25 protein-coding genes and 1 pseudogene are annotated in these 26,617 nt (G+C 63.1%); 7 read left to right on the forward strand and 19 right to left on the reverse strand.

The genetic code is table 11. The features are described 5' to 3' along the window. Nucleotides 1-763: IS4 family transposase (locus FJQ54_RS12455; protein WP_140928752.1), on the forward strand; the 763-nt coding region annotated here is incomplete at its 5' end. 110 nt (nt 764-873) lie between these two features. On the opposite strand, the gene FJQ54_RS12460 is transcribed toward FJQ54_RS12455, so the two are convergent. From FJQ54_RS12460 to FJQ54_RS12470, 3 genes are read right to left on the reverse strand one after another with little or no spacing between them, the layout of a single operon-like run. Continuing rightward, nucleotides 874-2,841: a DUF3732 domain-containing protein gene (locus FJQ54_RS12460; protein WP_140928753.1), complete on the reverse strand. Its 1,968-nt coding sequence runs from the start codon at nt 2,839-2,841 to the stop codon at nt 874-876. Next, the gene (locus FJQ54_RS12465; RefSeq protein WP_140928754.1) at nt 2,841-3,329 is read right to left on the reverse strand and encodes a three component ABC system middle component; all 489 of its coding nucleotides are present in this window, start codon (nt 3,327-3,329) and stop codon (nt 2,841-2,843) included. Before FJQ54_RS12465 ends, FJQ54_RS12460 begins: the two co-directional genes overlap by 1 nt. Continuing rightward, the gene (locus FJQ54_RS12470; protein WP_140928755.1) at nt 3,326-4,498 is read right to left on the reverse strand and encodes an ABC-three component system protein; all 1,173 of its coding nucleotides are present in this window, start codon (nt 4,496-4,498) and stop codon (nt 3,326-3,328) included. Before FJQ54_RS12470 ends, FJQ54_RS12465 begins: the two co-directional genes overlap by 4 nt. A 315-nt stretch (nt 4,499-4,813) precedes the next feature. On the opposite strand from FJQ54_RS12470, the gene FJQ54_RS12475 reads away from it, so the two are divergent. Continuing rightward, nucleotides 4,814-6,574 carry an SIR2 family protein gene (locus FJQ54_RS12475; protein ID WP_140928756.1) on the forward strand — a complete coding sequence of 587 codons (1,761 nt, stop codon included), beginning with the start codon at nt 4,814-4,816 and terminating at the stop codon, nt 6,572-6,574. A gap of 315 nt (nt 6,575-6,889) precedes the next feature. Continuing rightward, nucleotides 6,890-8,470 carry a Fic family protein gene (locus tag FJQ54_RS12480; protein ID WP_140928757.1) on the forward strand — a complete coding sequence of 527 codons (1,581 nt, stop codon included), beginning with the start codon at nt 6,890-6,892 and terminating at the stop codon, nt 8,468-8,470. Between the two features lie 420 nt (nt 8,471-8,890). Here FJQ54_RS12480 and FJQ54_RS12485 read toward each other — a convergent pair whose 3' ends face one another. The 5 genes from FJQ54_RS12485 to FJQ54_RS12505 form a co-directional block, all read right to left on the reverse strand. Beyond that, nucleotides 8,891-9,346, reverse strand: a complete 456-nt coding sequence (locus tag FJQ54_RS12485; protein WP_181160147.1) for a MarR family winged helix-turn-helix transcriptional regulator — start codon at nt 9,344-9,346, stop codon at nt 8,891-8,893. Continuing rightward, nucleotides 9,306-9,821 (reverse strand): hypothetical protein, encoded by a 516-nt coding sequence (locus FJQ54_RS12490; RefSeq protein ID WP_140928759.1) that lies wholly within the window; start codon nt 9,819-9,821, stop codon nt 9,306-9,308. The genes FJQ54_RS12485 and FJQ54_RS12490 overlap by 41 nt, the downstream gene beginning before the upstream one ends. A gap of 33 nt (nt 9,822-9,854) precedes the next feature. Then, nucleotides 9,855-10,238, reverse strand: a complete 384-nt coding sequence (locus FJQ54_RS12495) for a hypothetical protein (protein ID WP_140928760.1) — start codon at nt 10,236-10,238, stop codon at nt 9,855-9,857. Between the two features lie 49 nt (nt 10,239-10,287). Continuing rightward, nucleotides 10,288-10,746: a response regulator transcription factor gene (locus FJQ54_RS12500; RefSeq protein WP_140928761.1), complete on the reverse strand. Its 459-nt coding sequence runs from the start codon at nt 10,744-10,746 to the stop codon at nt 10,288-10,290. A 190-nt stretch (nt 10,747-10,936) separates the two neighbouring features. Next, nucleotides 10,937-11,680: a helix-turn-helix domain-containing protein gene (locus tag FJQ54_RS12505; protein ID WP_207790421.1), complete on the reverse strand. Its 744-nt coding sequence runs from the start codon at nt 11,678-11,680 to the stop codon at nt 10,937-10,939. Between the two features lie 858 nt (nt 11,681-12,538). On the opposite strand from FJQ54_RS12505, the gene FJQ54_RS12510 reads away from it, so the two are divergent. From FJQ54_RS12510 to FJQ54_RS12520, 3 genes are all read left to right on the forward strand, one after another. Next, nucleotides 12,539-13,084 carry an RNA polymerase sigma factor gene (locus tag FJQ54_RS12510; RefSeq protein ID WP_140928763.1) on the forward strand — a complete coding sequence of 182 codons (546 nt, stop codon included), beginning with the start codon at nt 12,539-12,541 and terminating at the stop codon, nt 13,082-13,084. Next, the gene (locus tag FJQ54_RS12515) at nt 13,081-14,091 is read left to right on the forward strand and encodes a FecR family protein (protein ID WP_140928764.1); all 1,011 of its coding nucleotides are present in this window, start codon (nt 13,081-13,083) and stop codon (nt 14,089-14,091) included. Before FJQ54_RS12510 ends, FJQ54_RS12515 begins: the two co-directional genes overlap by 4 nt. 93 nt (nt 14,092-14,184) lie before the next feature. Next, the gene (locus tag FJQ54_RS12520) at nt 14,185-16,440 is read left to right on the forward strand and encodes a TonB-dependent receptor (protein WP_140928765.1); all 2,256 of its coding nucleotides are present in this window, start codon (nt 14,185-14,187) and stop codon (nt 16,438-16,440) included. Nucleotides 16,441-16,475: 35 nt separating this feature from the next. Here the strand turns inward: FJQ54_RS12520 and FJQ54_RS12525 are convergent. From FJQ54_RS12525 to FJQ54_RS12575, 11 genes and pseudogenes are all read right to left on the reverse strand, one after another. Beyond that, nucleotides 16,476-17,839 (reverse strand): IS3 family transposase gene (locus FJQ54_RS12525; RefSeq protein ID WP_408006028.1). Its coding sequence is split into 2 segments (ribosomal slippage): nt 16,476-17,489 and nt 17,492-17,839, totalling 1,362 coding nucleotides; the frame shifts between segments, so codons are not numbered across the junction. An 84-nt stretch (nt 17,840-17,923) separates the two neighbouring features. Beyond that, a pseudogene (gene istA, locus FJQ54_RS12530) lies at nt 17,924-18,487 on the reverse strand (IS21 family transposase); the annotation flags it as partial. Nucleotides 18,488-18,571: 84 nt separating this feature from the next. Continuing rightward, complete coding sequence (locus tag FJQ54_RS12535; RefSeq protein ID WP_207790422.1) at nt 18,572-19,444, reverse strand: asparagine synthase-related protein; 873 nt, start codon at nt 19,442-19,444, stop codon at nt 18,572-18,574. Beyond that, nucleotides 19,444-20,106, reverse strand: a complete 663-nt coding sequence (locus FJQ54_RS12540; protein ID WP_140928768.1) for a lasso peptide biosynthesis B2 protein — start codon at nt 20,104-20,106, stop codon at nt 19,444-19,446. Before FJQ54_RS12540 ends, FJQ54_RS12535 begins: the two co-directional genes overlap by 1 nt. Before the next feature lie 83 nt (nt 20,107-20,189). Further along, nucleotides 20,190-20,327 (reverse strand): benenodin family lasso peptide, encoded by a 138-nt coding sequence (locus FJQ54_RS12545; RefSeq protein ID WP_140928769.1) that lies wholly within the window; start codon nt 20,325-20,327, stop codon nt 20,190-20,192. Between the two features lie 388 nt (nt 20,328-20,715). After that, complete coding sequence (locus FJQ54_RS12550; RefSeq protein WP_140928770.1) at nt 20,716-21,360, reverse strand: GntR family transcriptional regulator; 645 nt, start codon at nt 21,358-21,360, stop codon at nt 20,716-20,718. A 179-nt stretch (nt 21,361-21,539) separates the two neighbouring features. After that, nucleotides 21,540-23,264: an ATP-binding cassette domain-containing protein gene (locus FJQ54_RS12555; protein WP_140928771.1), complete on the reverse strand. Its 1,725-nt coding sequence runs from the start codon at nt 23,262-23,264 to the stop codon at nt 21,540-21,542. A gap of 80 nt (nt 23,265-23,344) precedes the next feature. Continuing rightward, the gene (locus tag FJQ54_RS12560; RefSeq protein ID WP_140928772.1) at nt 23,345-23,746 is read right to left on the reverse strand and encodes a hypothetical protein; all 402 of its coding nucleotides are present in this window, start codon (nt 23,744-23,746) and stop codon (nt 23,345-23,347) included. 72 nt (nt 23,747-23,818) lie between these two features. Then, the gene (locus FJQ54_RS12565; RefSeq protein ID WP_140928773.1) at nt 23,819-24,172 is read right to left on the reverse strand and encodes a hypothetical protein; all 354 of its coding nucleotides are present in this window, start codon (nt 24,170-24,172) and stop codon (nt 23,819-23,821) included. 81 nt (nt 24,173-24,253) lie between these two features. Continuing rightward, a complete protein-coding gene (locus tag FJQ54_RS12570) occupies nt 24,254-24,919 on the reverse strand; it encodes a response regulator transcription factor (protein WP_140928774.1) in 666 nt (221 codons plus the stop codon). Further along, nucleotides 24,898-25,296 carry a helix-turn-helix domain-containing protein gene (locus tag FJQ54_RS12575; protein WP_140928775.1) on the reverse strand — a complete coding sequence of 133 codons (399 nt, stop codon included), beginning with the start codon at nt 25,294-25,296 and terminating at the stop codon, nt 24,898-24,900. The genes FJQ54_RS12570 and FJQ54_RS12575 overlap by 22 nt, the downstream gene beginning before the upstream one ends. A gap of 622 nt (nt 25,297-25,918) precedes the next feature. Here FJQ54_RS12575 and FJQ54_RS12580 point away from each other — a divergent pair. Continuing rightward, nucleotides 25,919-26,404, forward strand: coding sequence for a DUF2285 domain-containing protein (locus FJQ54_RS12580; RefSeq protein ID WP_140928776.1), 486 nt, complete (start codon nt 25,919-25,921; stop codon nt 26,402-26,404). The last annotated feature ends 213 nt before the right edge of the window (nt 26,405-26,617 follow it).

The raw sequence follows: 26,617 nt of genomic DNA on the forward strand, positions 1-26,617 counted from the left end.
CTTCTGCGAAACACAGGCGCTCGGCACGCATTTCTTGGTCCGCACCTGTGTCGATCGTCTGGCTGGCGACGGTGGCCATACGATCGCCGACGAAATGAGCGAAACCACCGTGCAAGGCACGCATCGGATCACCATTGGCAAAGACGATCATGCCGACATCGAACTGCGCTATAGGCGCATCCAAGTTTTGCCGCCGATCGGAAAGCAAAAGCGCTATCCTTCACTCAGCCTGACCATCTTGCATGCCCGTGAGAGTGGAACGCCTGAAGGGCGCCCCCCAATCGACTGGCGGCTCATCACCGATCTGCCGGTAACGACGCCTGACGAAGCCATCGAAAAGCTCGACTGGTATGCTCAGCGTTGGAAGATCGAACTCTTCCACAAGATACTCAAATCTGGCTGCCGAGCCGAAGATGCGCGGCTGCGGACCGCCGAACGCCTCGCCAATCTGATCGCCATATTCTGCATTCTGTCATGGCGCCTGTTTTGGATGACCATGATCAATCGCGCTGCTCCTGACGCATCGCCTCGGCTGATCCTGACCGATGTCGAAATTACCCTGATCGACCACCTCGCAGCTTCCCGAAGGAATGAACCGCCAGGCAGAACCCTTTCCGACTATCTAACCCAAATCGCCCGGCTCGGAGGCTATCTTGCGCGAGCCCATGATCCGCCGCCTGGCAACATCGTCATCTGGAGAGGATGGTCTCGCCTGATGGACATCAAAATCGGTGCTAACGTCAGCCGCAACATTTGTGGGTAATTGAAAGGCTGGCCGGACGCTTACACTTGTTCCGCGCAACCATCTCAGTAAGCCTAGCGTATATCGTTCCGCTCGACGCGCGGGCCGGGTCTCAACGGGCGCGACAAGGTCTAGTCGGCCTTCGGCGCGGGCTGGAGCCACTCAGGTGGGACCAGCTTCTGGTCGCCCCGCCAGGCCTGCGCCAGGGCGACACCAGAAATCTCTCCCCACACGTCATCGCCCGCATGGTCTAGCACGATGGCCTGAAGACGTCCTTTGGCGCGAACGATCTCCGAGCCCAGGGTCTCGAACACCTTGCGGACAGCGGCGATGTCCTGGTCGCGCGTCCGTCCTGTCGGCTGTTCGATGTCCGTCACTTCAAACCCACTCGGAAAGTAGACCTGACTCGGCTGATCGTAGACCAGCAGGCCGGGGACCGGATGATTGACGTCGTTGAGGAAAAAGCGCTGCAGGGCGAGGGTCACCGCTAAGTGGTAGGCGAGCCAGTTCGCGCCGCTCCCGATCTCCCAGAGATAGTCTTCCCGGTCGGTCTGCACGACCTTGATGGTCAGGTCGGGCACCGAGATCCGGATCGGCGCATCGGGCCATTCGGCGTCGAGGCGGGGAACGATCTCACCAGCGTACTTCTCGACCTGCAGCAGGGCGTTGGTCATTTTCCGCTGGACGGCGGCTTCGGAGTAGATCGCTTTCTGAGCGTCGAGCTGCTGGCGCAGAAGGACGATCTCATCGGCCAGAGCGGACCCGTCCTGGGATCGCTCGAAGGACTGGAGCGCCTGTTCCAGGCGTCCGACGAAGCGTTCGATACTGTCCTGGCGGAAGGTGATCGCCCGAACCTGTTCGGACTTCTGTTCAAGCAGGACGATCTGCTGGCGAATTTCCGCCAGCGCTCCGGTGGCCTTCTCGACCTCTCCGCGCAGTCGTACCCGCTCGCGGTCGAAAGCGTCGGACATCTCGGGTTTGGTGCGAAGCTGAACGTCGAGGCTGGCCAGAGCCTCGGTCAGCGCATCGAGACGATCACGCCCGCTGTCTCCCAGTGCCACGAGGAGATCGTCGCTCGAAGCGGCGCGCGTCTTCAACCACCCGGCGATGTCGAGCCTGTCCCGCTGAATGCGGATCGCCGATCCATAGGCCTCGCTGCTGCTCAAGAGGCGCTGGATTTCGTTGAGGCGCTGACGCTCGTCGGCCAACTGCGCCGCGGCCTTGCTCTCACCCTCTCTGAGCGCCTGCAATTGCGCCAAGGCTCCGTCGATGGACGCCACCGTGGCGACAGCCCCGCGTGTGTTCGACTGGGAGGCCTTTCGCAGCAGGTCGACGATAACGTTCCAGTCCTCAGGGATCGGAGTGTCAGCCGGAAGGAGGCCGTACTCCATGGCAGTGCGGAGCCAGCCCTGTGTTTCCGTCTGCCAGGCGCGGACGGCCGTGCGAGCCGCGTTGAGAGCGGACTCTTTACGCCGGAGCTCCCGATTGATCCGATCGATCTCCCACCGCGCGGCGAGCATCGGCGGCGTCAGCGCGCCAAGAACATAGGGGAAAATCGCCTTGAGCTTCTCCCGATGTTCAGTCGTGTCCGCGTTGAAGTAGAGCACCATCGGGTTGGCGACGATGTATTGCGGCTGGAAGGTGAAAGCCATCAGATCGCGAAAGCTGACGCGTGCGACCTCTGCGTCGGGATTCAGCCCGAGCTGGGAAAGCCCGGCGAGCTTGTCCAAGCGGCGCTTGACGGCGTCTGCCGTGATATTCTTGACGGGCGTTTCCTCCGGAACTTCGATCTCGTCGGCCTCCAGCAGGAACATGTCCCCGGTCTGGCGAGCTTCCCCCGGTTCGCGACGGGCGAGGAGCTTCTGCCCCTCGAGTGTATCGATGACGATGCCGAACCAGGAGCAGGCTTCGCGGATGACGCCGACAGGAATGCTGCATTTCCCGGAAGCGAGGCAGTAGTCGATGATCGGGATGACGGCGGATTTGCCTGTCTTCGAGGCGCCGCTGATGACATTGACCATGCCGGGCTCGAACTCGACGATCCGCGACGGATGTCCTGCCTTCGACCACAGGATCAGTTTGAGGATTTGGAAATGCATCAGGCCTCGACCTGCAGGAGAGAAAAGACTTGGTTTGCGGGCAGGCGAGCGAACCATCGCCCGAGCTTTTCCGCGCTCGCGACATGATACTTGAGCCGTTCTGGCGGCTTCGGGGGGCTGGCCTGGTTGGCGCGCACCAGAGCATTGTCATAGTCCACGGCGAGCAGGCCCGCGACGATCCCTGAACCGAGCGACTGTAGCGTCAGATTCCGCATGGCGAGGGCGCGCGTGTGAACGGCGAGCAGATGCTCGCGCTCTTCAGCGAGTTTGGCGACGAACTTGGCTAGCCCTGAGCTTTGATTGGTCGATTTCACGACCCGCATCGTGTGTCCATGCAAAGTGATCGGGAGCACCAGGAACAAGGACGTCATCGGAGACACCTCGCCGATCCGCTCGGCCTGATAGGCCTGGCAGAAAGTCCAGATGAGATGGGCTCCAAAGGCGGGGTTTTGGACGAGCTCGATCGGGGTCAGGGGAACCTCGGTCATTTGGCATCACCCTTGAACAGGGATGCGTAGGCGGGATGCCACCCGAGCTTCAGACCGTTCGCCAGATCGTTGAAAGCTCCGGCGATGAAGTGAGACGGCAGGGTTTGGCCATCCAGCGGGAGCTCAACGGCGGAACACCGCCGATAGACCCGGCGTCCTCGTTCGGGCTCGCTGAGGCTGGAATCAACATCCTCCACCTCGTCGCGAACCAAAGTGTGCTGGCGAACCAGCTGCCCATCCAGTTCGTCGAATGACTCTGCCACGACCAAGCCCTCGGCAGCCCATTCTACCTTGTCGGACGTCGTGCGGAGATAGTCGCTCACAGCCGTGGTCAGGAGTTCGCTCGAGGCCTCAATCGCCTGAAGCTGTCGCACGAAGGTCGGCGAAGTGCTGACGACCATCGCCACCAACTCATCGGCGGGGACGGGGCCCTTAGAGATGAGGTAGCCCGCCAGATTGGACTTGCGGGAGAAGGCCTGAAACTGCCGACGGAAAATCACCGCCTCGAGCGTCTTGGATCCGCCGTCGCGAAGGAGGCGGTCAAGGCGGTCGCGCGCGATGCCAATAGCCGCGGCAGTCATGTCATCGACGGCCGCCTGAGGCAGGCCAGCGCGAACAAACTGGCGGACGCCCTCAAGCGCGTCAGCCTCCGAGACAAGGCTGAACCGGGTGATGATGGCGCTGCAGACGTCCGGCCTCGCCTCAAGAAACCTTCGAATCTGAGGCCCGCAGCCGACGTCCGGCTTCTTGGGATCGATCAGCTTGCCGATCTTCGCCAACACCGTGGCGCAGGCCGCTGCAGTCGTGGCGGCGCTCATTTCGGCAACGAGCGCGCCGGTCTTCGCTGGCGTGATGAACAGCCGGAAATCCGTCTTGGCAGGATCGATCATCTTGTCGGTGCAGAGCGTCGCCCAGTTGGCGAAGGTCTTCCAGAGGTCCACAGCCTTGTCGGCCGCCGGGTTCCCTGTGAGAGTGCTCTTGTCCTGCTCGAGAAGAAGCGAGCCGTCCGCGCGATGAACTGCCACGTCATCGAGCCCCTCAAGGGATACGCTGTCGCCATCGGCCGCAGAGAACAGGTGGAAGCAGGCGCGTAGTTGCTGAAGCGAGAAACCCAAGTACTGCCCGGCGGCAGAGGTTTTCAGCGGCTTCTCGAGTTCAACCAGGCTCATGTGTCTTCCCGCGCGACCGCAGAATCGGTCTAAACTTGTACAGTCTAAACATGCTCTCGCCGAACAGCGAGATCGTTGGTTGTAGAGCGTTGGTCGCTGCCCGGACTAGACTGTCGACGAAGCCCTGCCGTTCGGCGATGGTCCGGACTGCGTGCGTGGTCGTGGCGCTCCCGTGACGAACTTGGCCCATAAGGCTTCCTTCCATTCCAACGAAAGGATCGCACCATCAAAACGTGGGACCAAACACCTAGAGGGCGACTTAAGTTACGTTGAACGGGACTTTCGAGACGATCCACGACATCCTACGACAGGATCATGAACGCAGCCTCGATCGATTCCGCCGTCTCCCTGGCCTTCAGTCTCCACGCTAACAAGGGCGCCTATGCCCTTCTTGTCGGCTCGGGCGTCTCGCGCTCGGCTGGCATTCCCACGGGCTGGGAAGTCACGCTCGATCTCGTGCGGCAACTGGCGGCGACCGCGGGCGAAGCGGGCGTTTCCGATCCCGAGGCCTGGTTCAGGGAGACCTATCGCCAAGAACCCGATTATTCCAATCTCCTCGATCAACTGTTCAAGGTCCAGGCCGAGCGGCAGCAATGTCTCAAACGCTATTTCGAACCCGACGCCGACGAGCGCGAGCAGGGTCTGAAAGCACCGACGCCGGCCCACCATGCAATCGCGGACCTCGTCGCGCTCGGCTATGTCCGCGTGATCGTCACCACCAATTTCGATCGGCTGATCGAGCAAGCGCTCGAAACCCGCGGCGTTGTGCCGGTCATCGTGGCCAACGCCGATCAGGTGGCCGGCATGCTGCCCCTGGTTCATCAGACCTGTTGCGTCATCAAGGTGCATGGCGACTATCTGGACACCCGCATCAAGAACACCGTGCCGGAGCTGGAAACCTATTCGCCGGCGATGGACCGGCTTCTCGATCGCGTGTTCGACGAGTTCGGCCTCATTCTCTGCGGCTGGTCGGGGGCCTGGGACCCCGCCTTGCGATCCGCCATCACCCGCGCGCCCAGCCGCCGCTTCGCAAGCTATTGGGCCACGCTGGCGCCCCTGTCCGGAACGGCCGAGACTCTGGCGCGGGATCGAATGATCACGCCCGTGCCCACGACCGGCGCGGATCGCTTCTTCACGGATCTTGCGGACCGGCTGGCGTCGCTGCAGACCCTGGATCGACCCCATCCCCTATCCGTTCAGGCAGCGGTCGCTACCCTCAAACGCTATATCGCCGAGGACCGCCATCGCATCCGGCTGCATGACCTGGTCATCGACGCCGTCGATGACGCCCGCGTCCGCTGGTCGAAAAGCGGCGTCTCGCTTGCCGACCCCCAGCCGACGAATGCGTCGATCCCGGAGCGGATGAAGGCCTATGACGCCAGCCTGGAGACGCTGATCGCCCTCGGCCTGGAACTTGGGCGCTGGGGGCGCCCCGAACATGCGCGCCTCGTCGCGGAAATGCTCGAGCGGCTTTCTCGTCGCGAGCCGGTCAGGGGCTCCACCTATAACCTCTGGTCCGCCCTGTGGCCCTATCCGGCCACCGCCGTCTTCTATGCGGTGGGGCTGGGCGCGCTGGAGGCCGACAATTTCGAACTTCTGGGCGCTGTCGCAGCGGCCCGGCTAACGACCGAGCGCGGCGAGAAGGCGGGTACGGTCGAGCGGTTGGCGCCGGCGGTCCTGGTGAGCGACAAGTCGAACCTGCGCGCCTTGTTCAACTCGGATCGCTATACGCCTCTCAACGACTGGCTCTCGCAGCTGTTCCGTCCCCTGGTGGCCCCGCACGCGATCGAGAACGACTATTACGACAGCTTCGCGCCGCTGTTCGATCGTCTCGAAATCCTTTTCGCCGTCGCCTATCGCGCCTTCGACAAGGGTGACCGGGGATGGGCCCCGCCGGGCTGCTGGGCCTGGCGTCATGAGAACCAGCAGAAGATCCAGGAGCAGTTGAAGGGCGAGCTCGGCGCATTGGGCCAACAGGCCCCGCTCATGCGCACGGGGTGGTTCTCATCGACCGAACAGGCCCAGAAGGTGCTCGAAGAAGTCTACGCGTTCGCAGGCCGCCTGAACTTTCATTGAAAGCGCGTCCGGGAAGGCGTCCGCGTCCGCGTTCGCGCCCTACGCCAGTCTTCAAATCGTCGCCTGAAAACGATCGGATATTTCAGCACCGGTGAACAGGATGGCCGAGACGATCCGAGGCCGGCTGAAACGTGCGTATGGCCGATTATGAGAATGTCGCGGACAAAACGCGCTGCTGCGAGAATTCTACGGACATTTGATGAAGCCTCTTGAGGCTTATGAGAAAAACTCTTACGAGAGAAATATGGACATTTTGATATTTTGTGAGAGTATATTGGACATCTGACGGGTGTCTCACGCGCTTAGGAGACTGTGGTGGCGGATATCATCTTCACGCCCTCAGGCGATGAAGCCTTCGACCGGAAGGTCCGACGCGACCACAAGGCTGGCAAGCTCAATCGCATCGCCAGCGGCATCTATGCGGAACCCTCCGCCGAGCCGATCGAGGTCCTGGTTCGTCGAAACTGGTTCAAGATCGTCGGCAAGCTGGTGCCCGATGGGGTCGCGACCGACCGGACCGGCATGGACGGCAAGCCCTGGCGAGACGCCTCGTCCGGCGACGTCCAGACGGACGCCTTCGTCTTCATGAGCGCGCCGAGAACCCGAGACATCATCAGGGCGCCGGGGCTCGTGATCAACTTTCGGGAAGGCAAGGGCCCCGTGGAGGGCGATATTCCGTACCTCGGCACATGGCTGGCGGGCCCTATCCGAAAACTGCTCGACAACCTCACGCCGTCACGCGCGACCGGAAGCGGCCCCTCGCGCACGACCGGGGCGGCCGCGGTGGAGGCGCAGCTCGACAGCCTCTGCTCCACCCACGGCGAAGCCCATCTCAACCACATCCGTGACGCCGCCCGCGACCTCGCCCCCCTCATCGACCGCGAAAAGGAGTTCATCGTGCTGAACAACCTGATCGGGGCTCTGTTGCGGACCCGGGAGGCGACGGTCTCCACGCGCCAGGGACGGGCCCGGGCCGCGGGGGCTCCCCTCGATCCCCATTGCATCGGGCGGCTCGTGAAACTGGTCGACTATCTCCAGACCCGCGCGCCGGTCAGCATCCTGAACGCCGACACCACGCCGGAGCGCAAGACCGCCGGCGCCTTCATGGAAGCCTATTTCTCCAACTTCATTGAAGGCACGGAGTTTCCGGTGGGCGAAGCGGTCGAGATCGTCTTCCAGGGAAAGATGCCTGACGCCCGCCCCGAAGACGGGCACGACATTCTCGGAACCTATCTCCAGCTCGTCGATCTCGGGGACCGATCGGCCGCGGCGGTGGACGCCGACGCCTTCATCGATGAAATCCAGGAGCGCCATCGGCTCCTGATGGAGGCGCGACCTTCGGTCAGGCCCGGCCTGTTCAAGACCCGGCCCAACAAGGCCGGCGACACCAGTTTCGTCGCTCCCGACCTGGTGGCGGGCACATTGCGAGAAGGGATGACGATATTCCGATCGATCTCGGACCCGTTCTCGCGAGCCTTGTTCGTCCATTTCCTGTTGTCGGACGTCCACCCCTTCAATGACGGCAACGGCCGGCTCAGCCGCATCATGATGACGAAGGAACTAGCGGCGGCAGGCCTCTCCCGGATCGTCGTCCCGACCGTCTATCGCAACGACTACCTAGACGCGCTGCGGGCCCTGTCGAGACGCGGAGAGCCTTCGATCTTCGTCCGGGCGCTCGAATTCTGCCAGCGCGTGAGCGCGGCCTGCTCCGCCCCCTCCACGGACGCGGCGATTGAAGCCTGGGCGCGCGCCTACGCCTTCTGCGAGGACGGACGCCACGCCCGCCTCACGATCCCCGATCCCTCGATTCCAATCGAAACGCGAGGCGGGGTGTCGGCTCCAGTCGACTACTGGACGTCGATTGATCCGAGCGGAAATCAGCCCTTCAGCCTGTGATGCCGCCGACGAAGCCTTGACCGTCAGCGCGTAGAAATCGTGTTCCGTTCGTTTGGCGCCGATCTATCGGACGGCGCCGATGGTGCATGTCGCGGTGTCACAATCCACCAGCCGTCCGAGACCGTGATCCGGGACATTCGCCAATCGCCAACAGCATCGTTGGAATCGGCACAGCCAGGCTCCACGCATCAATCTATGCACCATAACCAGTTCGTGTTGCTTTCTCCGGCCGCTGAAACTCCCGGAAGACGATGATCGGCCCTAAAATTGGAACTGACGCCCGTCCGGCATGAAAAATACGCCTTTTCTGTGAATTTCATTACTCGAGATCATGTTGCGTGAAAAATGATCTTCAAACATGAAAAGTGTTCCCAGGCCTCGGGTCGGCGCGAAAACCGAACCCAAGACGCAAGAGACGGCTCAGCGAAGAATCTTCGACACGCTCCTCCACGAAACCTCCGACAGATAGGCGTCCATCAGCCGCCTTCCGTCAGATGAGAGCCAAGTCAGTTTTCGGCGGGCGTCGGTTGGGTCAACCGACCGTTCGACCAGCCCTTCGCTTTCCAGCATCAACAGATGGCGAAGCGCCGTCGATGCCGGCGCAGCAGATCCGATGCATGCCGACGACACGGAGGGATGGTGCGGTGATCCGACCCGCACACGTAGGTCCAGCAACATGTCCCAGGCAGGTTCGGCGAACAGAGCGGAATTGAAGAACTTTCCCCTGTGCCGACGCTCCGCGTAGAGGGCCTGCGCCATCGCACCAAATCCGTCCCGGCCGCTGATGTCGTCGCCGTTGGCGCCGCGGGAATCCGCACGATACCGCAGCACGGCATCAGCGGCCTGTACCGACTGAGTCCGGGAACCGCGCGTCACCGGCTGACTGCCCTTCCCTGTAGGACGGCGGGAGTTGACCCCGCCAGGCTGGATCGATCCCGTAGCGTCGCAACCGCACCCGGTGGCGCCACGTCGCCACCGCCAGCATGGCCAGCAAGACGTAACTCCACAGCGCGACGGCATTGCCGTAAGCCCACGGGATGATGAAGTCCGTCCATAGGCCGGCGAGATGCGTCAGTGCGACCACGCCCTGAACAGCCGCTATCCATATCGGCCAGTATCGCGCCGAAAACAGGGACATGACGTAGAGCGCCACAAAGGCCGTCAGATCGACTGCGAACATCGCCCATTCGACCTTGCCGAACAGGGCGTCGAACGGAGCCACCACCCATCGGCTGAGCTGGAAGTTGGCGATGAGTATCACGGTGCCGATGCGCTCCGGCGCTCCGCCTCTCGTCAGGGCGTAGGCGCAGCACACGACCGACAGAGTGCTGAAGATGATCAGGCGCGACATCAGGCGATGCGATCATCCTCATGGCGCTTCCAGTCAATCGTCCTTGCTTTCAGCCAGTTCGGCTTCGAAGCCCTGCGAGGCGGCGCTGATGGGCGGGATAGGGACTTTGTCCCCGCCGGCCTGGATTGGAACCCTGAAGCGCTGACGCGTCTGGTCGAGGCTTTGATGTCCGTCCACGGCGCGGTCCATAGCCTTGGAGATGAGCCTGAGTGAAGAGACGAAATGATGGATCGCATCCTGCCCGACCACTGCCGACACGGCCGCATCTGCGCGAGCGCCAGGAAGAAAGCCCACCAGCTTCGAACCACTCGCGAGGGCTCGAGCCAAATCGCCTTCGAACGTGTTCAGGTGATCTGCGATCTCTGCAGCGACTTCGTGCCGGCGATTATGGCTGCGGCGGAGTTGTGCAATGGACATGACGCTCCTTCCCCGGGGATAGCCCGGAAGCTTGCAGGGGTTCGCCGTGTCAGCGGTTGAGCAGGAGAGCGAAATGAGAGACGGCGGCGATACCGCTGATCAGTACGCCTGCTCCCGCGGCAAGGGCCGCCAGAAGCAGCAGCGGCCAGACGATGCGCCATCGCAGACTCAAATCATTCCAGGGCCTGCCTTTCACTGAGAACGGCAAGACACTCGTTCTCGCCGCCACGACTTCAGTGTCGCCTTGGTGGCTCGGCAGGACGGGATCCGGCCATCCCGAAACTGTGATCCCCACACTTTGGGGGGAGTGGCCTGCCTCATAGGCACGCAGAATCTGCGCGGCCGACAGGCTGTCACCCGCGTCAAGTTTTCTGCGGGCGGACTTGAGATGGTCGTGCACGGTATGGACGGAGAGGCCCAATGCGCGCGCGATCTCCTTGGCGCGCATAGGGTGCAGCAGCAATCGGAGACACTCGCGCTCCCGTTCACTGAGCAAATCGACTCTCATGGAGAAAGGGTACAAGCCCCGCGCGGGTGGGCAAGTTCTAACGGATTCGGTGGCTTTCCGGGCAAGCTTGGGACTGGGCGTCCAGTACATGTGCAGGAGCCACAGTCCTTTGTGGAATGAGGGGTCGGACCTGCCCACTCATCATTGGTGCGCGCGGCACGACCACCGACGATGTCTGGGCTGCTTACGGCTATCGGGCGTGAAATTCTCCCGACGCCCCGCCGCCACGTTTACTGCGCCAATCGCTGCGAAACCGGGACGGTGCGATCCCCACCACGCGCTTGAAGTGGGTCGACAGGTGGCCATGGCTTGGAAAGCCGAGTCCGTAGGCGATGTCGGAGATCGGGCGGTCTGTAGTGGCCAGAAAATCCATCGCCCGCTCTAGGCGGCGCCGGATCACGAACTTGATCGGCGGCGCGCCCGTCGTGGTCCTGAAGGACACGTTGAAATGGTTCGGGCTCAGGCCTGCCACCGCCGCAAGCGCATCCAGCGTGATTTTCTCGGTCAGATGGTCGTCGATGTAATCCAGCACATCAGCGAGTTTTCGAGGCTCCATCCGTCCCTTCAGGGGTGTTCCAGGATTGGGCGTCCGGCGGTAGGTTCGGAACAGATGGACGAGAAGCGCGGTGGCGAGTCCTTCGGCCAATAATTGCGCAGCCTCGCTGTCATCGGCGAGTTCACGCCGAAGCCGCGCGGCAATCGCCTCGACCTCGGCATCCCGTCGCCCGATAACGGTGCCGATGTCCGCGCCTGTCTTGCCGCCGAAAGACGCGCCGATCTGCTCGACAAAGTCCGAACCGAAGGCGATCACCATTATCCGGGGCTGCCCCGTCCAGCGCTGGTAGAATGGACGATCCCCCGGGTTCACATGCACAGCCCCGGTCCGGATCAGAGCCGTCTGCAATCGTCCGGTATCAGGTTCGCGCCATTCCATCTCGAACGGTTCGCCTTCATGGACGACTGCGGTGAGCTGCGGAGCCCCGAGACGCCTGCCGGGATTGGGGGTCAGCGCACCCCGAGCGATGTGAATAGCGCCACGGCTCAGCCTGTGCGTGCGCTCGAACAGGGGCGAGCATCCCTCCGTGGCGAAATCGATCAGCCTGGGCGGATGGCAGGGCATCGGGGCGCCCCGTCTAGGTCATCAGGGGCGGGCGCCGCCCGATCCTGTTCCGACGATCCGGCGCCCGCGACCGGAATTCCCCGTAGCTGCGCGCGGTCTCGCCCCCACGCCGGCATTTTCTGTGGTCCAGAGGCTTAACCTCGACAACGCCTGAAACGCGCATACGCAAAATCCTTGTCCGTCGACCCCAATATTCTTCCACATGGCGGCACGGCCGCCCTGTCCTTCCGATCGCTTCGCCTTCCCCTCCAGACCCCGTTTCTCCTGGCGACCGATCAGCGCAAACTGGTGGGAATAGCCGCGTATCGTGAGGTGACTGTATATCCTGTCAGTAGAGTATTGCCGATATGCGAAGGGATGAATCGTCACCATTTCCGTGACATCTCCTCGCGTTGCGCCGGTCGGATGATGTGGCGCGAGCGTGTCGCCCGCACTCATGTCGTATGGAGCTGCACGGCAAGGGCCGCATCCTGTCGACGGAGTTCAGCCGCGCGGGCCCCGCAGCCTCCGATGTCGCCTCGACCCCGGGGTCTGGCGTTGCGGGCGAACCGGGATACAATCGGCCGCCCTTCACCGAACACGCCGTCAACGAGGCGGGGACGCCACCAGCTTTTTCTCGCCGTGTCCGGGATCAAGAAGGCCATCATCATCGTCCCTTGGGAGAGGGCTTCCATGACCGGCAGCGCCGAGCCGACAGTTGACGCCATGGCTGCGCTTCTGGACCGCCGGTTCCGAAAGCCGCTGATGAGCTATTTCCTGCGGCGCGTTCGCAGTCGCGCCGAGGCCGAGGATCTAACGCAGGATGTGTTCGTTCGCCTGCTCGGCGCCGCCGAACGCCGGCCGATCGAGGATGTCGAGGCGCTCGTTTTCGTGACCGCCGCGAACCTCCTCAAGGACCGCGGCCGAACGGCCAAGCGGCGCAGCCAGATCGCCATCTCGCCGCTGGACGATGCGACGATCGCAAACCTCAGTCGAGAATTTGTGGAGGATCGGACCCCCGAGCGCGTCTTGCTGGGCAGGGAGTCGATCGTCGGCATGCTCGCCGCCCTCGACGAACTAGGTGAGAGAACTCGGGACATCTACATCCTCTTCCGACTGGAAAGCATGAAGCAGGCCGAGATTGCGGCCCTGTTGAACATCAGCCGAAGCACGGTGGAGAAGGAAGTCATGAAGGCGACCCTGCACCTGGCGCTGCGGAACGGCCGAGATCGCCAATGACCACTCCGCCCGACAGATCGCCGCAGGACATCGTGCGTCTCGCCGAGGCGTCTGCCTGGCGTGTGCGGTTGACAGAAGACGGACTGGAAAGCTGCGACGCTTTCGAAGACTGGCGGTCCGATCCTGATAACGCGTCTGCCTGGGAACAGGTTGATGCACCCTGGCGACGGATGGGCGAGGAGGCCACCTCACCCGAGTTGATGGCCGCCCGGGTCGGCGCCCTCCAGCGCGCACGCCAGGCGGGGCGGAAGCGATGGTCGATGCAGCCGCATATCCTGAGGCTCGTTTCGCCTCTTGCGGTGGCGTTTCTGTTGCTGGGCGTGCTCGGGTGGCGCTGGGTCGCCCTGCAGCCCGACGTCTATCTGACGGGCCCAGGCGAACGCCGCGTTGTGAAGCTGGTGGACGGCTCCATCGTCTCGCTCGACTCCACCAGCGAGGTCCGGGTTCACTATACCGATAAGGCGCGCCAGTTGACGCTGGTATCGGGCCAGGCACGGTTCGACGTCGCGCACAATGCGGACCGTCCCTTCACCGTCACGGCGGGCGCACAGACGGTGGTCGCGACGGGCACAGCCTTCAACATCGACAAGCTCGGCGCCGAGGTACTGGTGACCCTGCTCGAAGGTCGCGTCACCGTGCTGAATCTGCCCGTCGGAGGGACGCCTTCGGCGCGGGTCGCAGGGCCGATGGCTCTCGCGCCCGGACAACAGGTCGTCATTCGACAGACTGCGGATCCCGAGGTGAAATCCGTCAGCGCCAGTCGTGCGACGGCGTGGGAGACCGGCCAGCTCATATTCGAGGACGAACCCCTGTCGGACGCCGTCGCCCGGGTCGCCCGATATGGCGGCCGACGCCTGTCGGTCGAGGGCAAGGCGGCCGATCTACGGGTTTCTGGCGTGTTCAAGGCGGGTGACACCGCCACCTTCATCGATGCGGTGAGCGCCTATCTCCCGGTCGATGCGACCGCCGACACCAGTGGCGCCATCACGCTTCGGAGCCGTTCCTGACAGGCGCGTGAATTTTATTTTGAGGAAGTGCGTCAGTCGGTCGTCTTTCTCACCCGAGCCCGAATACGGGCCAATCAAATCGGGGTCTCTTTCATGTCTGCTGCAAGAAAATCCGTCGTGTCCGCGCGGCGCGGCCTGCTGTGTTCGTCGGCAATCGCCGTTGGCCTGGCGCTCGGCGTCATGGGGCCGGGCTCGGTCTCAGCTCAGGAGCGGACCGCGAGCTATGATATCCAGGGCCAGTCGCTCGCGACGGCGCTTCGCGAGTATGGCCGCCTCTCGGGCGTGCAGATCATCTTTTCGGAAGATCTGGTGCGCGGTCTTCGCGCGCCGGCCCTGCGAGGCGTGTATTCGGCGACGGACGCGCTTGAGCGATTGCTGGCAGGATCAGGCCTGGTCGCCCGCCGCACCTCCACGGGCGCAGTGATGATCGTAAGGGAGGGAAGTGGCCCCCAGGGAGAGGGGGCAGCCGCAGGGGATAGCGCGGCGGCCCGGGTCGAGGACGTGGTGGTGACCGGGAGCCGGATCACGGGCGTTCCACCGTCGTCGCCCGTGCACACCGTTACGCGCTCGGACATTGAGCAAGCCGGTTACGGAACCGTGGGTGACGTCATTCGGAGCTTGCCCGAAAATTTCAACGGTGGCCAAAATCCCGGCGTCGTATCTGCTCCCTTAACGCTTCATAATAACACCACGAACAGCACGACAGTAAATCTGCGTGGGTTGGGCTCGGATGCGACCTTGGCGCTTCTCAACGGTCGACGCCTGCCGCCGGATGGGTATGGTCAATCCGCTGATATCTCCACGATCCCGCTCGCAGCGATCCAGCGCGTTGAAGTGCTGACCGACGGCTCGTCCGCGATCTACGGCTCAGACGCCATAGCCGGTGTAGCCAACTTCATATTGAAGACCCGCTACGATGGCGGAGAAGTGAGTGCACGTGTCGGTGGGGCCACGCAGGGCGGTGGACTTGAGCAGGTCTATTCCGCGCTTGTCGGCAAGACGTTCTCGCGCTGGCACGCCTTGGCATCTGTCGAGTATCTGAATCGCGAAGCGATCTTCGCCCATCAGCGGGACTTCACGGCTACGGCGCCCGGAGATTCAAATCTGGGAAGGCAGGAAGAACGGACGTCTGCCATGGTATCCGTCGGCGCCGACATCACCAGTCGACTGTCATTCAATCTGGATGCATTATGGGCACATCGCCGCGCGACTTACACGGACCATTACCAAGTCGCGCTTCCCGCCTACCCACACCAGATGGATCTTCCAAGCCACTCGATCGCTGGCGGTTTCAAGTTGGCTTTGCCGCTCGAATGGAACTTGCGCCTAGATGGCGGCGCTTCGTCCACCGACGCCACGGACATAAGCGGCTACTTAGGTATCGAGTTTAATTACCGTAATGAGACGAATTTCGTAGAAGGTCTTGCAGAAGGGACTCTGCTCTCCCTTCCCGGCGGTGCCGTCAAAGTCGCGTTCGGAGGCGGACATCGCAACGAGAGGTTCGTCAGTGGATACACATTCCTCGGCATGTCGAGGCCGCTCGCCGCAGGTTCCCGAAACATAGATTACTTGTTTGCGGAACTTCGAATACCAGTCGTTTCATCTTATGATGATTACGGTACGGGTGGAATGGATTTGAGTTTTTCCGGCCGAATTGAAGAGTATAGCGACTTCGGATCCTCCTCCACGCCGAAAGTAGGTTTGAGATACGTTCCCATCCGCGGACTGGCCCTAAGAGGAACGTGGGGGGAGTCATTCAAGGCTCCATCGTTCTGGCAACTCTATACCGGACAATCCGCATATCTTGGACTTGCGTCTATCTATGGTGGCATGGGTGGAGGAACCGTTATCCAGGCCAGTGGTGGCAATCCCAATCTGCGACCAGAGCGATCCACATCCTGGACTCTGGGTGCCGAGTACGAGCCTCCGAAAGTCCCGGGCATGAAGATCGGGGCGACCTATTTCAATATTGACTACACAGATAGGGTTATTACGCCGATCTCCACACTTACAACCGCGCTTACGGATCCTGCCTTCACCGATTTTATCATTCGAAATCCAACTCCGGCTCAACAGGCAGAAATAATTGGGCGCGCGCCAAGTCTAACAAACGGCACCGGAGCAACCTACGACCCCTCCTCTGTCATAGCTATCGTATTGCGCTATAACGCAAATGCCGCAGCCTATCAGGTAGAGGGCGTGGACCTCTCGTACCGTCAGACCTTTAATCTCGCCAAAGGAGAACTGTCGGCATTCGCCAATGCAACCTGGATACAGGTCAAGCAGCAGACATTGCCGACGTTGCCCTTGTGTCCGTCGTCAGAACATTTGGCACAACTCGCGGCGTAAGTTAGCGGAGTGCGGACCTCGTCTGGGGGTTGATGTTAGGCGGCGAGCTTGCGGTGTTGCAAGCGCCGATGTTCGATGGTCTGTCGCTTGATCCTTTCACGTTGTTTGATGATGGCTGGCGCCCTGCCGAAGTAGGCGTCGGCGGGCGTCACGTTGTTCAGGCTCTCGTGATATCGCTGGTGGTTGTAGTGCTCGACGAAGGCCTCGATCTGGGCTTCAAGGTCGCCGGGCAGGAAGTAGTTCTCGAGCAGGATGCGGTTCTTCAGAGTCTGGTGCCAGCGCTCGATCTTTCCCTGGGTCTGCGGGTGGCACGGTGCGCCGCGAACGTGGCTCATCTTGTTGGCTTCGATGTATTCCGCCAGTTCGCCGGCGATGTAGCTGGGGCCGTTATCGCTGAGCAGCCTGGGCTTGTGCAGTACCCTGGCGCTGTCACAGCCCGATGCGGCCAATGCCATGTCCAGCGTGTCGGTGACGTCCTCGGCGCGCATGTTGGTGCACAGCTTCCAGGCGATGATGTAGCGCGAGAAGTCGTCGAGCACGGTCGACAGGTACATCCAGCCCCAGCCGATGATCTTGAAGTAGGTAAAGTCAGTCTGCCACATCTCGTTCGGCCGGGTGGTCCTGGTGTGGAACTGATCGGCGGCCTTGATCACGACGTAGGCCGGGCTGGTGATCAGGCCGTGGGCCTTCAGGAGGCGGTAAACCGTGGCTTCCGATACGAAGTAACGCCTTTCGTCGGTAAAGCGCACTGCCAGCTCCCGTGGGCTCAGCTCGGACTGCTCCAGCGCCAGTTCGATGATCTGATCATGGATGTCAGGCGGGATCCGGTTCCATACGCGGCTCGGCGTGGATGGCCGATCTTCCAACGCCTCCGGCCCGCCTTCGAGGAAGCGGTCGTACCAGCGGTAGAACGTCCGACGGGCGATGCCGAGCTTGTCGAGCGTTCGCTTGGCAGGCAGGTGCGACTGCTCGACGATCCGGATGATCTCGAGCTTCTCGGATGCGGGATACCTCATTCGTCGCCTTCCCCATCCGCGATCATGCTTTTTTTCAGCAGACGGTTCTCGAGCGTCAGGTCGGCAACGCATTCCTTCAGGGCACGGGCCTCACGGCGCAGGTCCTGCACCTCGCCAGTGGTCGCGGCGCGGGCGGTGTCACCCGCCAGCCGGCGCTTGCCCGCTTCCATGAACTCCTTCGACCAGGTGTAGTACAGGCTCTGGGCGATGCCTTCCTTGCGGCACAGCTCGGCAATGCTGTCCTCGCCGCGCAGGCCTTCGAGCACGATGCGGATCTTGTCCTCGGCCGAGAAATGCCGGCGGGTCTGCCGCCGGATGTCCTTCACCACCCGCTCAGCAGGGGCCTTGGCAGGCGATTTTTTCAAGGAGTGCTGGGGCTTCATCTTCGTTCCTTCGTCACTACGACGAAGCCCCAACACTCCTTAATTCACAACCTCAAATCTGTGCCATAGGTGCTGACGGGGAACAAAGGCAAAGCCCCGGGCATGCGCGTCAAAGAGCATCTCCTGGGTCTCGCGCGGATAGGCCCGCACATACGGCGCCCGCGACCAGCACAACCGCATATGTGCCACCTTCACCCGCATCGGCTTGCCGGCGATCTCCACGTCCTCGTGGCTCCAATCGAACTGATACGCCTCGCCAGGTCGGAACATCAGCGGGATGAACACCTTGCTCATATCGCCGCTGTTGGTCCGACGTTCGCGCTTCCAGCGCGCCGCATAGCGCCGAACCGCATCGTAGGAGCCGGTGAAACCCTCGCGCTCCAGAAGGTCATGTATCCGAGTCAGCCGCAGCCGCTCACGCCGCGGCCGTTCCTCGTTCTGCGCCAACAACTCGTCCAGCCGTTCGCGAAATGGCCCGGTCTGCGGTCGAGGCTGCTCCTTGCGTTCATAGCTGAAATCCGCCTCCGGCGCACGGATCGCTTTGCGCACCGTGTTGCGCGACAACCGTAAATCACGCGCGATCTCTTTGATCGGCTTACCGTCCCTGTGCTCCCGGCGTATCTTGGCAATAGTCTCCACAATCAACATCCCCATCCTCGCAGCCTGGAAGCCCAAGCCGCGACGCCTCAACTCTGGAATGATGGGGGTCAATTTTAGACGCCGATCACCCCGCTAAGGGGTCAATTTTGCACGCCGCTTCACAAGAATTCTGGCATAGGCGCGCTCGTCCCCGCTAGCCGAATGCGTCGCCATCGTCATGAGTTGCGTCCGACCACTCCATTGCGCCAGACAGGCGGCGACGATCGAGGAATCCAGTCCGCCGGAGACACCGACCAGAATACGGTCGAAACAGCTCGCCCAGGCAGCTATGCATCCCTGCACAAGCTCGTAGAGGCGGGTCTGTCGCTCCTGATCGCTGAGGTGCAGTTCGGGATCGACGAAATCCCAGGGCGACCAGAACGTGATGACCGCTTCCGAGCCATTGCGGATCGACAGGCCGAACCCGGGAAGCACTTCCTTGACGCCCGCAAGGGCGGTTTCGCTTGTTCTGAGAGACGCCGTGGCGAGATAGCGGCGGGCGTGCGGCCATTGAATCTCCGGCGCGACGCCCGCGACCGCGAACAGCAGCGCGACGCTCGAACTGGCGATGAGCGCAGATCCAACCTTGAGATAGTAACATGGCACAGTCCCCGAAGGATCGCGAAGGATGCGCACAGCGCGCGAGCCCTTCTCCATTGTGAAGGCGACATATCCACCCCAGAAGTCCGTCGCCAGAGAAGCGCCGCCGGACTCCGCGATCCGGCGCCCTGCGGGCTCGTCGATCGTAGATAGACGTCTGGGCCGGGTTTCCCGGGAAAATAATGCACCGACGAGCATTCCGCTGGACGGGCCGAGATCCAGCGTGGAGGCTTCCATAGCTGTAAAGAGAGTGAGATCTCCACGACTGTCGGCTTTGAAAGGCCCGGCGACCCATCGCAATCGATCACCAAATCCTCGACGAAGACCCGCATCGGAGCAGAGCACAGCGAGATAGGTCGTATCCACTAGATCACCAGAATGGAGGTATAGGGCTGCACATCCTCGATCCCGTCATTCAGGACTGTTTCGCCCTGCTGCACCCAACAATGGGCCGAGAAGGGGCTGAGTTGGACACCCACCACCAGATCGGCGACATGCCCATGTCGAAGCAGGTCGTCCATGAAGGCGATGGAGCGGCGCAGGCAGCGATGATCGTTGGGATAGAATTTTGAAGATGATCGGAACGCCGAGGCGCGTTCGTAAACTGCATGTGCGCTCGCGAATTTCCCGCTCTCGATCAGTCTTTTCTTTCTGGAGCGAAGATTGTCCAGAATGGCGTCGATCGAGCTCAGGCGAAGTCTGATCGAGGTCCGCGCATGCTGAAAGAGAGCGGCCGCCAGAAGCCGGTTCGTGTGCTGCCGCTGCGGCGCTTCGGCTGCTGGCTCAGCTGTAGGCTTTGTATAGATGCGGCGATTATGGCCGCCCGGGCTCGCCACGAGAACACCGCTTCGAACAAGTGAACCAAGACGTTGCTGCTGGCTTGGACTGATATCGTGACCGCGATCCAGATTCCCGAGGACGTCGTTCACGGAATCCGGAACCAGAAAATACCTGTCTTTCGGAATGTCGAGAAGGACGGACCTGCCGTCCACAAGCGCCGCATGGATTCCGTTGCGAAGCCTATACATCGCTTATTGCCTTGATCGTGGGTAGAGGCCGGCTTGAAGGCTGGGGCGCATCGAACCGATACGCCCCAGACCCGCAGGCGCGTTCAGTCGTCGGAAAGGCCGAGTTCAGGACGACGACCATTATCAATGTCAGCGCCGGGGAACTCAGTGTCCCCCTTGGTCTGGTCGGTGAAAGCGCCCAGGTCGATCAGGTCGTCTTCGAAATGCTCACGCGTGTTCATTGTACGTCTCCCTCATCAGGCAATCGCCATGACCAGTTCATGGCGTGAGGAAAGTATGACTCGCATGTGAGTAGAGGTAAAATTCGCGCCACGTTCATCATTGGCCCGAATCCTGTTGGAATCCGGGCAGTATTTTTTGAGGCCAACTTTCATCACGGGCAGTTGATTGTTTGTGATTATTGATGATCTGCGATGATGTATTGATAGAATGGGCAATGGCAACGGCGCGACTCTCGTCACGTTGCTTGAGCCTTTGCGGTCCGGTGGACCGCCTGGATGGCGGAGCGGGCGCGCATAGCTGATCCATACCGCCTCATGATGTGAGAGCAGAATACCACTCTAGGGCGGCTTCGACTTTACGAATCTTCCGGTGCGGCGATTTCGGCCATCAAATGACCTGACCTTGCCCGGGCCCGGGGGCAGGACCGCGTGCGCGCAGCCGGGCCAGATCCGCGACGGCCAGCAGCCGGCGATCGCGGTGGCGGATCAGCAGGGGAATGAGGCGTTCGGGATCCGATGCCATATCGACCAGTCCGGCCAGCTCCTCTTCGCCGTCTTCGAACAGATGACCCTCAAGACATCGGACCGCCCTGAGCCGGTCGTTGGCATGGGCCATCGCAACCTCGCACTCGTCGATTTCCGGCAGTGACGCCAGCCGCTCGAAAAACGCCTCGGTCCGATGCACCAGCCCTGGACCGTCCGCTGTCGGGAAATGGGTTACCTCCGGCTCCGGACCGATCAGCGGCGCCGCGTTGCGGACGGCGAGAATGGCCAGCGCACAGGCCCAGCGATAGCTGGCCCTGAGATGCGCCTCGTCAGCCGGCGGCGCATGAAAGCCTTCGGTTCGGCTGCCCGCCACCAGCCCCTCGGCCGCCAGGCGGCGCAGGGCGTTGTAGACTGTCGTCTCGCTGGCGTCCGCGTCCGCCGCCAGCTGCCCCGGATTCAGTCGCTGGCCGGGCCGACAGGCGCAACTCGTCACCTGCGCCTTGATCAGCCGATAGACCTGTCCGCCGATGGTGTCCTGCTCGTACATGGCCCGCACTCCGGGCCGGCAAGATACGCCGCCGGCCCCGTGATCGACCCTGAAACCTCAGTCCACACGCCGGCATCCTCCTGTCGGCTCGGTCCTCATTCTAGCGATAGGGGCTGGTCCCGGCTTTACCGATCCTCCGATGCGGCGCCGTTCGACCCGGTACTTCGCGCCCCCACCGGTCAGGCCGCCGCGTCCCCACCGCAAAAGGCTCGATAGGCCGCGTCTATCTCAAGCAGCGCCGCATGCCGGCCGGCCGTCAGACGGCCGTCGCGCATGAAGATGACCTGATCGGCGCTGCGCGCCAGCTCGAGACGATGGGTGACCAGAACGAGCGTCGTGACGCCCGCATGCCGCGCCCGGAGCGCGCCGATCGCGCGGGCCTCGGCTGGCGCGTCGAGGGACGATGTGGTCTCATCCAAGATGATCGCCGACGCCCGCACCCCCATCAGCCGCGCCAGTTCCAGCTTCTGCACCTGGCCGCCCGATAGCCGTTCGCCCTGTTCGCCGACCGCCAGTCCGAAATCCACCGGCCGGCCGTCCTCATAGAAGCACCAATCCTCCAGCAAGGCCCTGAGCGCCGCTTCGTCGTGACGCGTTGGCGGATAGAGGGCGTTGTCGCCTAGGCTGCGGTTGAACAGGCCAATGAACTGCGGAACGTAGAGGACGCGCGCATAGCGCTCCGCCTCGTCGATGGCCTCCATCTCCACCCCGTCCACCCGCACGCGCCCCTCGCTCGGCGACAGCAGGCCGGCGATCATCCGGGCCAGCGTCGACTTGCCTGCGCCGTTGGGCCCGGCCACGACCACGAACGATCCCGGCGCGATCTCGGCATGGACATCGCGAAGCACCCATTGGCTGCCGTAGCGAAATCCGGCCCCGTCGATCGTGATCGCGGCGGCCGTCGTCGGGATCGTCGCAGGGGAGGACCGGCTCTCGCGCCCGACCAGGGCGAGCACATCGCCGATATTCGCGATCGCCACCCCGGACTGCCGCAGGATGAAGCCGAGGCCGCCGAGCGGAAGGGCCAGCCGGAACGCATAGGCCTGCAGCAGCACGAAATCGCCGACCGAGATCGCGCCATGCGCCGCGTCCAGGCCGGCGAGTCCCAGAAGAAGGAAAAGGCCCACGCCCGCCACCAGATACTGCGCGCCCGCCGTATGGACGAGCAGCCAGGCCAGCCGCTCGGCCGAGGCCTGTCGCGCCCGGCCCTCGTGCGCGACGAGGCGGATCTCGCCTTCGACATTGCCGTTGAACACCACCCGGCGCGCATTGCGCAACACGTCGCCGAGCGCCTGAGACACCGAAGCCGCCGCCCGGTTCGTCGCCTCCGCCTGCGCCTGGAACCGGCGGGCGCTCAGCCGTGTCGCCCCGTAGTAGCCGACCAGCACCACGATCATCAGCACCACATAGGGCGGCGGAGCCAGGGTCGCGATCACCGCCAGCGACACAGCGATCTGGATCAGGAGCGGCGCCACCCGTCCCATCAGCCCGTCCACGACAAGCTGGAGACTGAAGGGCAGCCGCTCGAGCATGCCCAGCAGCCGCCCGCTGTCCGCCTCCCGTTCACGCGCGATCTTCGGCAGATGTCCCGTCAGCGCGCCCTCGATCAGGCGCCGGGCGAGACCGTTGATGATCCTGGTGGTGAAGACATATTTCCAGGCCGCGGTCAGGTTGGTACCCGACCAGACGAGTACGAAGGCCGCGACCAGCAGCAGGAATGGGAAAGGTGAAACCTGGCCCGCCGACAGGCTGTCGACCACCAGCTTCAGCAGATAGGGTCCGAGAACACCCAGTCCGATGCCCAGCACCTCGATCATCGTGCTCGCCGCCACATCCGCGCGCAGCCCGAGCGTGCGATCGGCCATGAGCCGCAGCAGCGAGCGGAAGACGGCGAAGGTCGGCATGAGGGCTCCTCGCCCGGCAGACTAGCCCTCCCTGATTGCGGCGGCTTCACGGATATTCCGGTCGCACCGCAAGGTCTGGCTCAGCCGGCCGTCCGCGCCCTGGTCTCCACGAGACTGAACGCGAGGGCGCCGAGAAAGATGAAATAGAGAATCCAGAGCGACACGACATAGCCCCGCGCCAGCAGGTCTTCGTCCAGCATCATGCCGACATGCGCCGCCACCGTGACCAGTTCGACACCGGCCGCGACGATCAGCCAGATCCGGTCATGGCGTAGCACCAGCATGATCAGAACCGCCAGAAGGGCCGCATCGACTGCGGCCACGCCCCACATCGGCCACCGCTCGCCGCCGAGCGCCTGCGCCAGCGGCGAGACCAGAAAGGCCGTGAGCGACGCGAGCGCGGCGATGCGCTCGGGACGCCCGCCCCAGAGAAGCACCGCTGACGTCACCAACAAGGTGAGGATCGCGCCCGCGATCTGCATAGGCGTCTGTAACATCGCCTCGGTCCCCCATACGAGGGAGAAGGACGCTACTCATGGGTGCTGCTGTCAAGCTTAGGCGACGATGCGGGGCGCCGGGACTTCCGCAGTCGGGACGATCCCGTTGCGCTCCGGTTTGCTGACTCCCGTGCCGTGCAGCGTTGCCGGACGTACGCCGATCTCCGGGGCGGCTGCCGCGAGGGCCGCGTGCGCCGCCATCAGATGGGTTCGCGTCTGTCCGAGTGTGTCGACCGATCGCGCGACAGCCGCCACCCCATCGTGGCCCAACACGGCTGAGAAATCATGGTCGCGCCGTAGCGACGAGGTCAGCGCGATAAACAGGGCGGCCTTCTCGAGCGCCATGTCGACGGCGCCTTCCGCCTCGAACAGGGCGTCGGCGATGGACTGGGCGATGTCGCGTCTTTGCATGGGTTCGCAATCCCGCGCACGCGCGGGCTCCTATATTGAAATGGTGAAATCGAAATGTCGCACCGGCGGAGCCGGCGAGGATCAGTAGGGCGCGAGCCGGTCGTCGAAGATCTGCGCCAGATGGCCGATCTGGATCGCACTGGAGAGGATGCCGACCGTCACGACACCGATGGCAACGGCCGCCGCCATCACGAGCATCAGTCGCAGGAACGGCGACCGAACGTTCGGCTTAACGGGCTCCGTGGCGGTCGATCGCTCGCGGGCGTCAGAACGAAAGCGATGCAGATAATCTCTCGAATCAGATCGAGCGGCGAGAGATGCGGACTGAGCAGACGCGTCATCGTCAGCAGATGCTGCACCGTCTCCTTTTCCTCCCGCGTGATCGACAGGTCGTCGTACGCCGCTTCCAGATCGCCCCAGGTGACCGTCGGGATCGGGATCGCCGAATGGGGCATGGGCTCCTCCTTTCTCCCCGCCATCGGCCGACGAAACGGGATCGAAGGATAGGGGTATCGGCTGACCCTGATACGCAATGGGTAGGCCGCTCGCGCGCATGTACCGGACCAGCATCAGCGCGGCGTCGCGCCGGGACACGGCCTGTAGCTTGCGCACCGCATTCGCGAAATGCTTGTCGACCGTCGCCTTGCGGACGCCGAGATCGCGCGCGATCTCCTTCGACTGGCGGAGTTGGGCAGCCCCGATCAGGCACTCGCGCTCGCGCGCCGTCAGCTTTGCGAAGCGATCCATGCGTCAGCCTTCGCGGGTTCCGCGTCGTCCGCCTCGAGAGCGAGGGTCTCGATCAGCCGCAGCAGTTGGCCGCGCAGCGGCTCGGAGGGAATGCGGCTCCACGCCTCAACCAGCCGGGTGGTCTCGTCGCGCGGCGCGGCGGCGGGCTGCGTGTCTCGAAGCCCGAGAAGGCTCGGAACACTGACGCCGAGCACGCGGGAGATGACATACAGCCGCCACGCCAGAAGCCGCGAACTCCCGTTCTCATACTTCTGGACCTGCTGGAACGAGATGTTGAGGTGCTGGCCGAACGCCTTCTGGCTCATGCCGAGCTCGCGGCGTCTCCGCCGTATGCGCGCTCCGACTTCGCGGTCAAACGCCCCAGTATCCTCCGCCATATCGTCCCACTCCGTAGCCCCCCGCACGGGGCCTTGATTAGGTCATGACGGACGCCCGCTTCGCAAGCCTTCGGCGGCGATCGACCGGGCGTGGTGCTCTCACGTCTGTACATGGCGCAGCGAGCTGAGCGCCGGCCAGACCGAAAGAACTCGGTATTATCGTAGTTAATACAGGAAGATGATGGAAACACCGGAAGAACGGAGAAGAGCCGGGGTGGAATCTTCCCTATCGTCGCCGGTCGGACAGGAGTGGATCGGCCCTCCTGCGCCGATCCGGCGATGAGCCGCGCGGGGAAAGGACGCGCAATGCATGGGCAGGAGGACACCGCTGACTGGCGCCGCCGCGAAGCCTATGACCGGCTTCTGCCGCTGGACCCGTCCGGTTGGGCCTGGGAATCCGCTTCGCGGAACGCCCAGGCCCGCTTGATGCTCCGGCCGTTCCGTCGCGGCCGCCTGCTGCGCCGCTCGCCCCCCATTCGATTGCTGGCGTCGGAGGAAGGAGACGAGCCGGCCGCATGGGGCTGGCTCTGTCGGCGCGGCGGACGACATCGCGGCGACACAGGCCGTCTTCTGGCGGTCGCGCTACGACACGGCCGTGCTCGCCGTGCATGCGGAACCCTGCATGCCGGAGGACGCCGACGGCATCGACCTGCTTCGTCTGCCATGCGCCGCCGTCCTTCGAGGCGCGCGCGATGGACGTGAGGAACTGCTCCTGTTCGATGGGGGTCGTTGTGTCCGCATCGAGGTCACCGCCGGAACCCTGCTGGCCGGACCGGTGCGCCTGCTCTACACTCTGGCGGGCTTCTCCGAACTCGAACCGAAGCTCCTCACCCTGCGCCGCCTGCTCGCCCTGCGCCGCCTCGGCCGACTGCCGGCCACCCTTTATCCACCCGAACGCCGCGCCCGTCGGTGGGCCATGGCCTTCCAGGCCTATGACGGCGCCCGCGCCGGGGCGACACACCGCGAGATCGCCATTGCCCTGTTCGGGGCCAAACGCGTCGAGACCGACTGGGCCGCCGGCGAGGACATGCGGATGCGTGTCCACCGCCTGATCCGTACAGCTGAACGTCTGGTCGAGGGCGGCTATCTTCGGTTGCTGCGCGAATAGGCTGCGGTCGGGCAGAAGCGATTCCTGTGGTCTCTCATCCCGGTGCTCGGTGTCGAGCCTGATAACGCCATGCTTGGGCGTTTGCCGCCTTGAAGGCGCTGTCGGCTCGAGTGACGATTTCAAGATGCTGTGCTCCCGCGATGGACGGGATGCGACTTTCAGACGCCTCAAAACCCTCGCGTTGGGGGCTGCAATGGCAAGGTCGGCATACAC

The organism is Sandaracinobacter neustonicus, assembly GCF_006385875.1.
Classification (GTDB): domain Bacteria; phylum Pseudomonadota; class Alphaproteobacteria; order Sphingomonadales; family Sphingomonadaceae; genus Sandaracinobacteroides; species Sandaracinobacteroides neustonicus.

What these genes read in the sequence shown, in the direction of transcription:
- FJQ54_RS12460 (WP_140928753.1), bottom strand. Translation starts at nt 2,841, where the DNA reads ATGCATTTCCAAATCCTCAAACTGATCCTGTGGTCGAAGGCAGGACAT.
- FJQ54_RS12465 (WP_140928754.1), bottom strand. Translation starts at nt 3,329, where the DNA reads ATGACCGAGGTTCCCCTGACCCCGATCGAGCTCGTCCAAAACCCCGCC.
- FJQ54_RS12470 (WP_140928755.1), bottom strand. Translation starts at nt 4,498, where the DNA reads ATGAGCCTGGTTGAACTCGAGAAGCCGCTGAAAACCTCTGCCGCCGGG.
- FJQ54_RS12475 (WP_140928756.1), top strand. Translation starts at nt 4,814, where the DNA reads ATGAACGCAGCCTCGATCGATTCCGCCGTCTCCCTGGCCTTCAGTCTC.
- FJQ54_RS12490 (WP_140928759.1), bottom strand. Translation starts at nt 9,821, where the DNA reads ATGTCGCGCCTGATCATCTTCAGCACTCTGTCGGTCGTGTGCTGCGCC.
- FJQ54_RS12495 (WP_140928760.1), bottom strand. Translation starts at nt 10,238, where the DNA reads ATGTCCATTGCACAACTCCGCCGCAGCCATAATCGCCGGCACGAAGTC.
- FJQ54_RS12500 (WP_140928761.1), bottom strand. Translation starts at nt 10,746, where the DNA reads ATGAGAGTCGATTTGCTCAGTGAACGGGAGCGCGAGTGTCTCCGATTG.
- FJQ54_RS12505 (WP_207790421.1), bottom strand. Translation starts at nt 11,680, where the DNA reads ATGGAATGGCGCGAACCTGATACCGGACGATTGCAGACGGCTCTGATC.
- FJQ54_RS12510 (WP_140928763.1), top strand. Translation starts at nt 12,539, where the DNA reads ATGACCGGCAGCGCCGAGCCGACAGTTGACGCCATGGCTGCGCTTCTG.
- FJQ54_RS12515 (WP_140928764.1), top strand. Translation starts at nt 13,081, where the DNA reads ATGACCACTCCGCCCGACAGATCGCCGCAGGACATCGTGCGTCTCGCC.
- FJQ54_RS12520 (WP_140928765.1), top strand. Translation starts at nt 14,185, where the DNA reads ATGTCTGCTGCAAGAAAATCCGTCGTGTCCGCGCGGCGCGGCCTGCTG.
- FJQ54_RS12540 (WP_140928768.1), bottom strand. Translation starts at nt 20,106, where the DNA reads ATGTATAGGCTTCGCAACGGAATCCATGCGGCGCTTGTGGACGGCAGG.
- FJQ54_RS12545 (WP_140928769.1), bottom strand. Translation starts at nt 20,327, where the DNA reads ATGAACACGCGTGAGCATTTCGAAGACGACCTGATCGACCTGGGCGCT.
- FJQ54_RS12550 (WP_140928770.1), bottom strand. Translation starts at nt 21,360, where the DNA reads ATGTACGAGCAGGACACCATCGGCGGACAGGTCTATCGGCTGATCAAG.
- FJQ54_RS12555 (WP_140928771.1), bottom strand. Translation starts at nt 23,264, where the DNA reads ATGCCGACCTTCGCCGTCTTCCGCTCGCTGCTGCGGCTCATGGCCGAT.
- FJQ54_RS12560 (WP_140928772.1), bottom strand. Translation starts at nt 23,746, where the DNA reads ATGCAGATCGCGGGCGCGATCCTCACCTTGTTGGTGACGTCAGCGGTG.
- FJQ54_RS12565 (WP_140928773.1), bottom strand. Translation starts at nt 24,172, where the DNA reads ATGCAAAGACGCGACATCGCCCAGTCCATCGCCGACGCCCTGTTCGAG.
- FJQ54_RS12570 (WP_140928774.1), bottom strand. Translation starts at nt 24,919, where the DNA reads ATGGATCGCTTCGCAAAGCTGACGGCGCGCGAGCGCGAGTGCCTGATC.
- FJQ54_RS12575 (WP_140928775.1), bottom strand. Translation starts at nt 25,296, where the DNA reads ATGGCGGAGGATACTGGGGCGTTTGACCGCGAAGTCGGAGCGCGCATA.
- FJQ54_RS12580 (WP_140928776.1), top strand. Translation starts at nt 25,919, where the DNA reads ATGCCGGAGGACGCCGACGGCATCGACCTGCTTCGTCTGCCATGCGCC.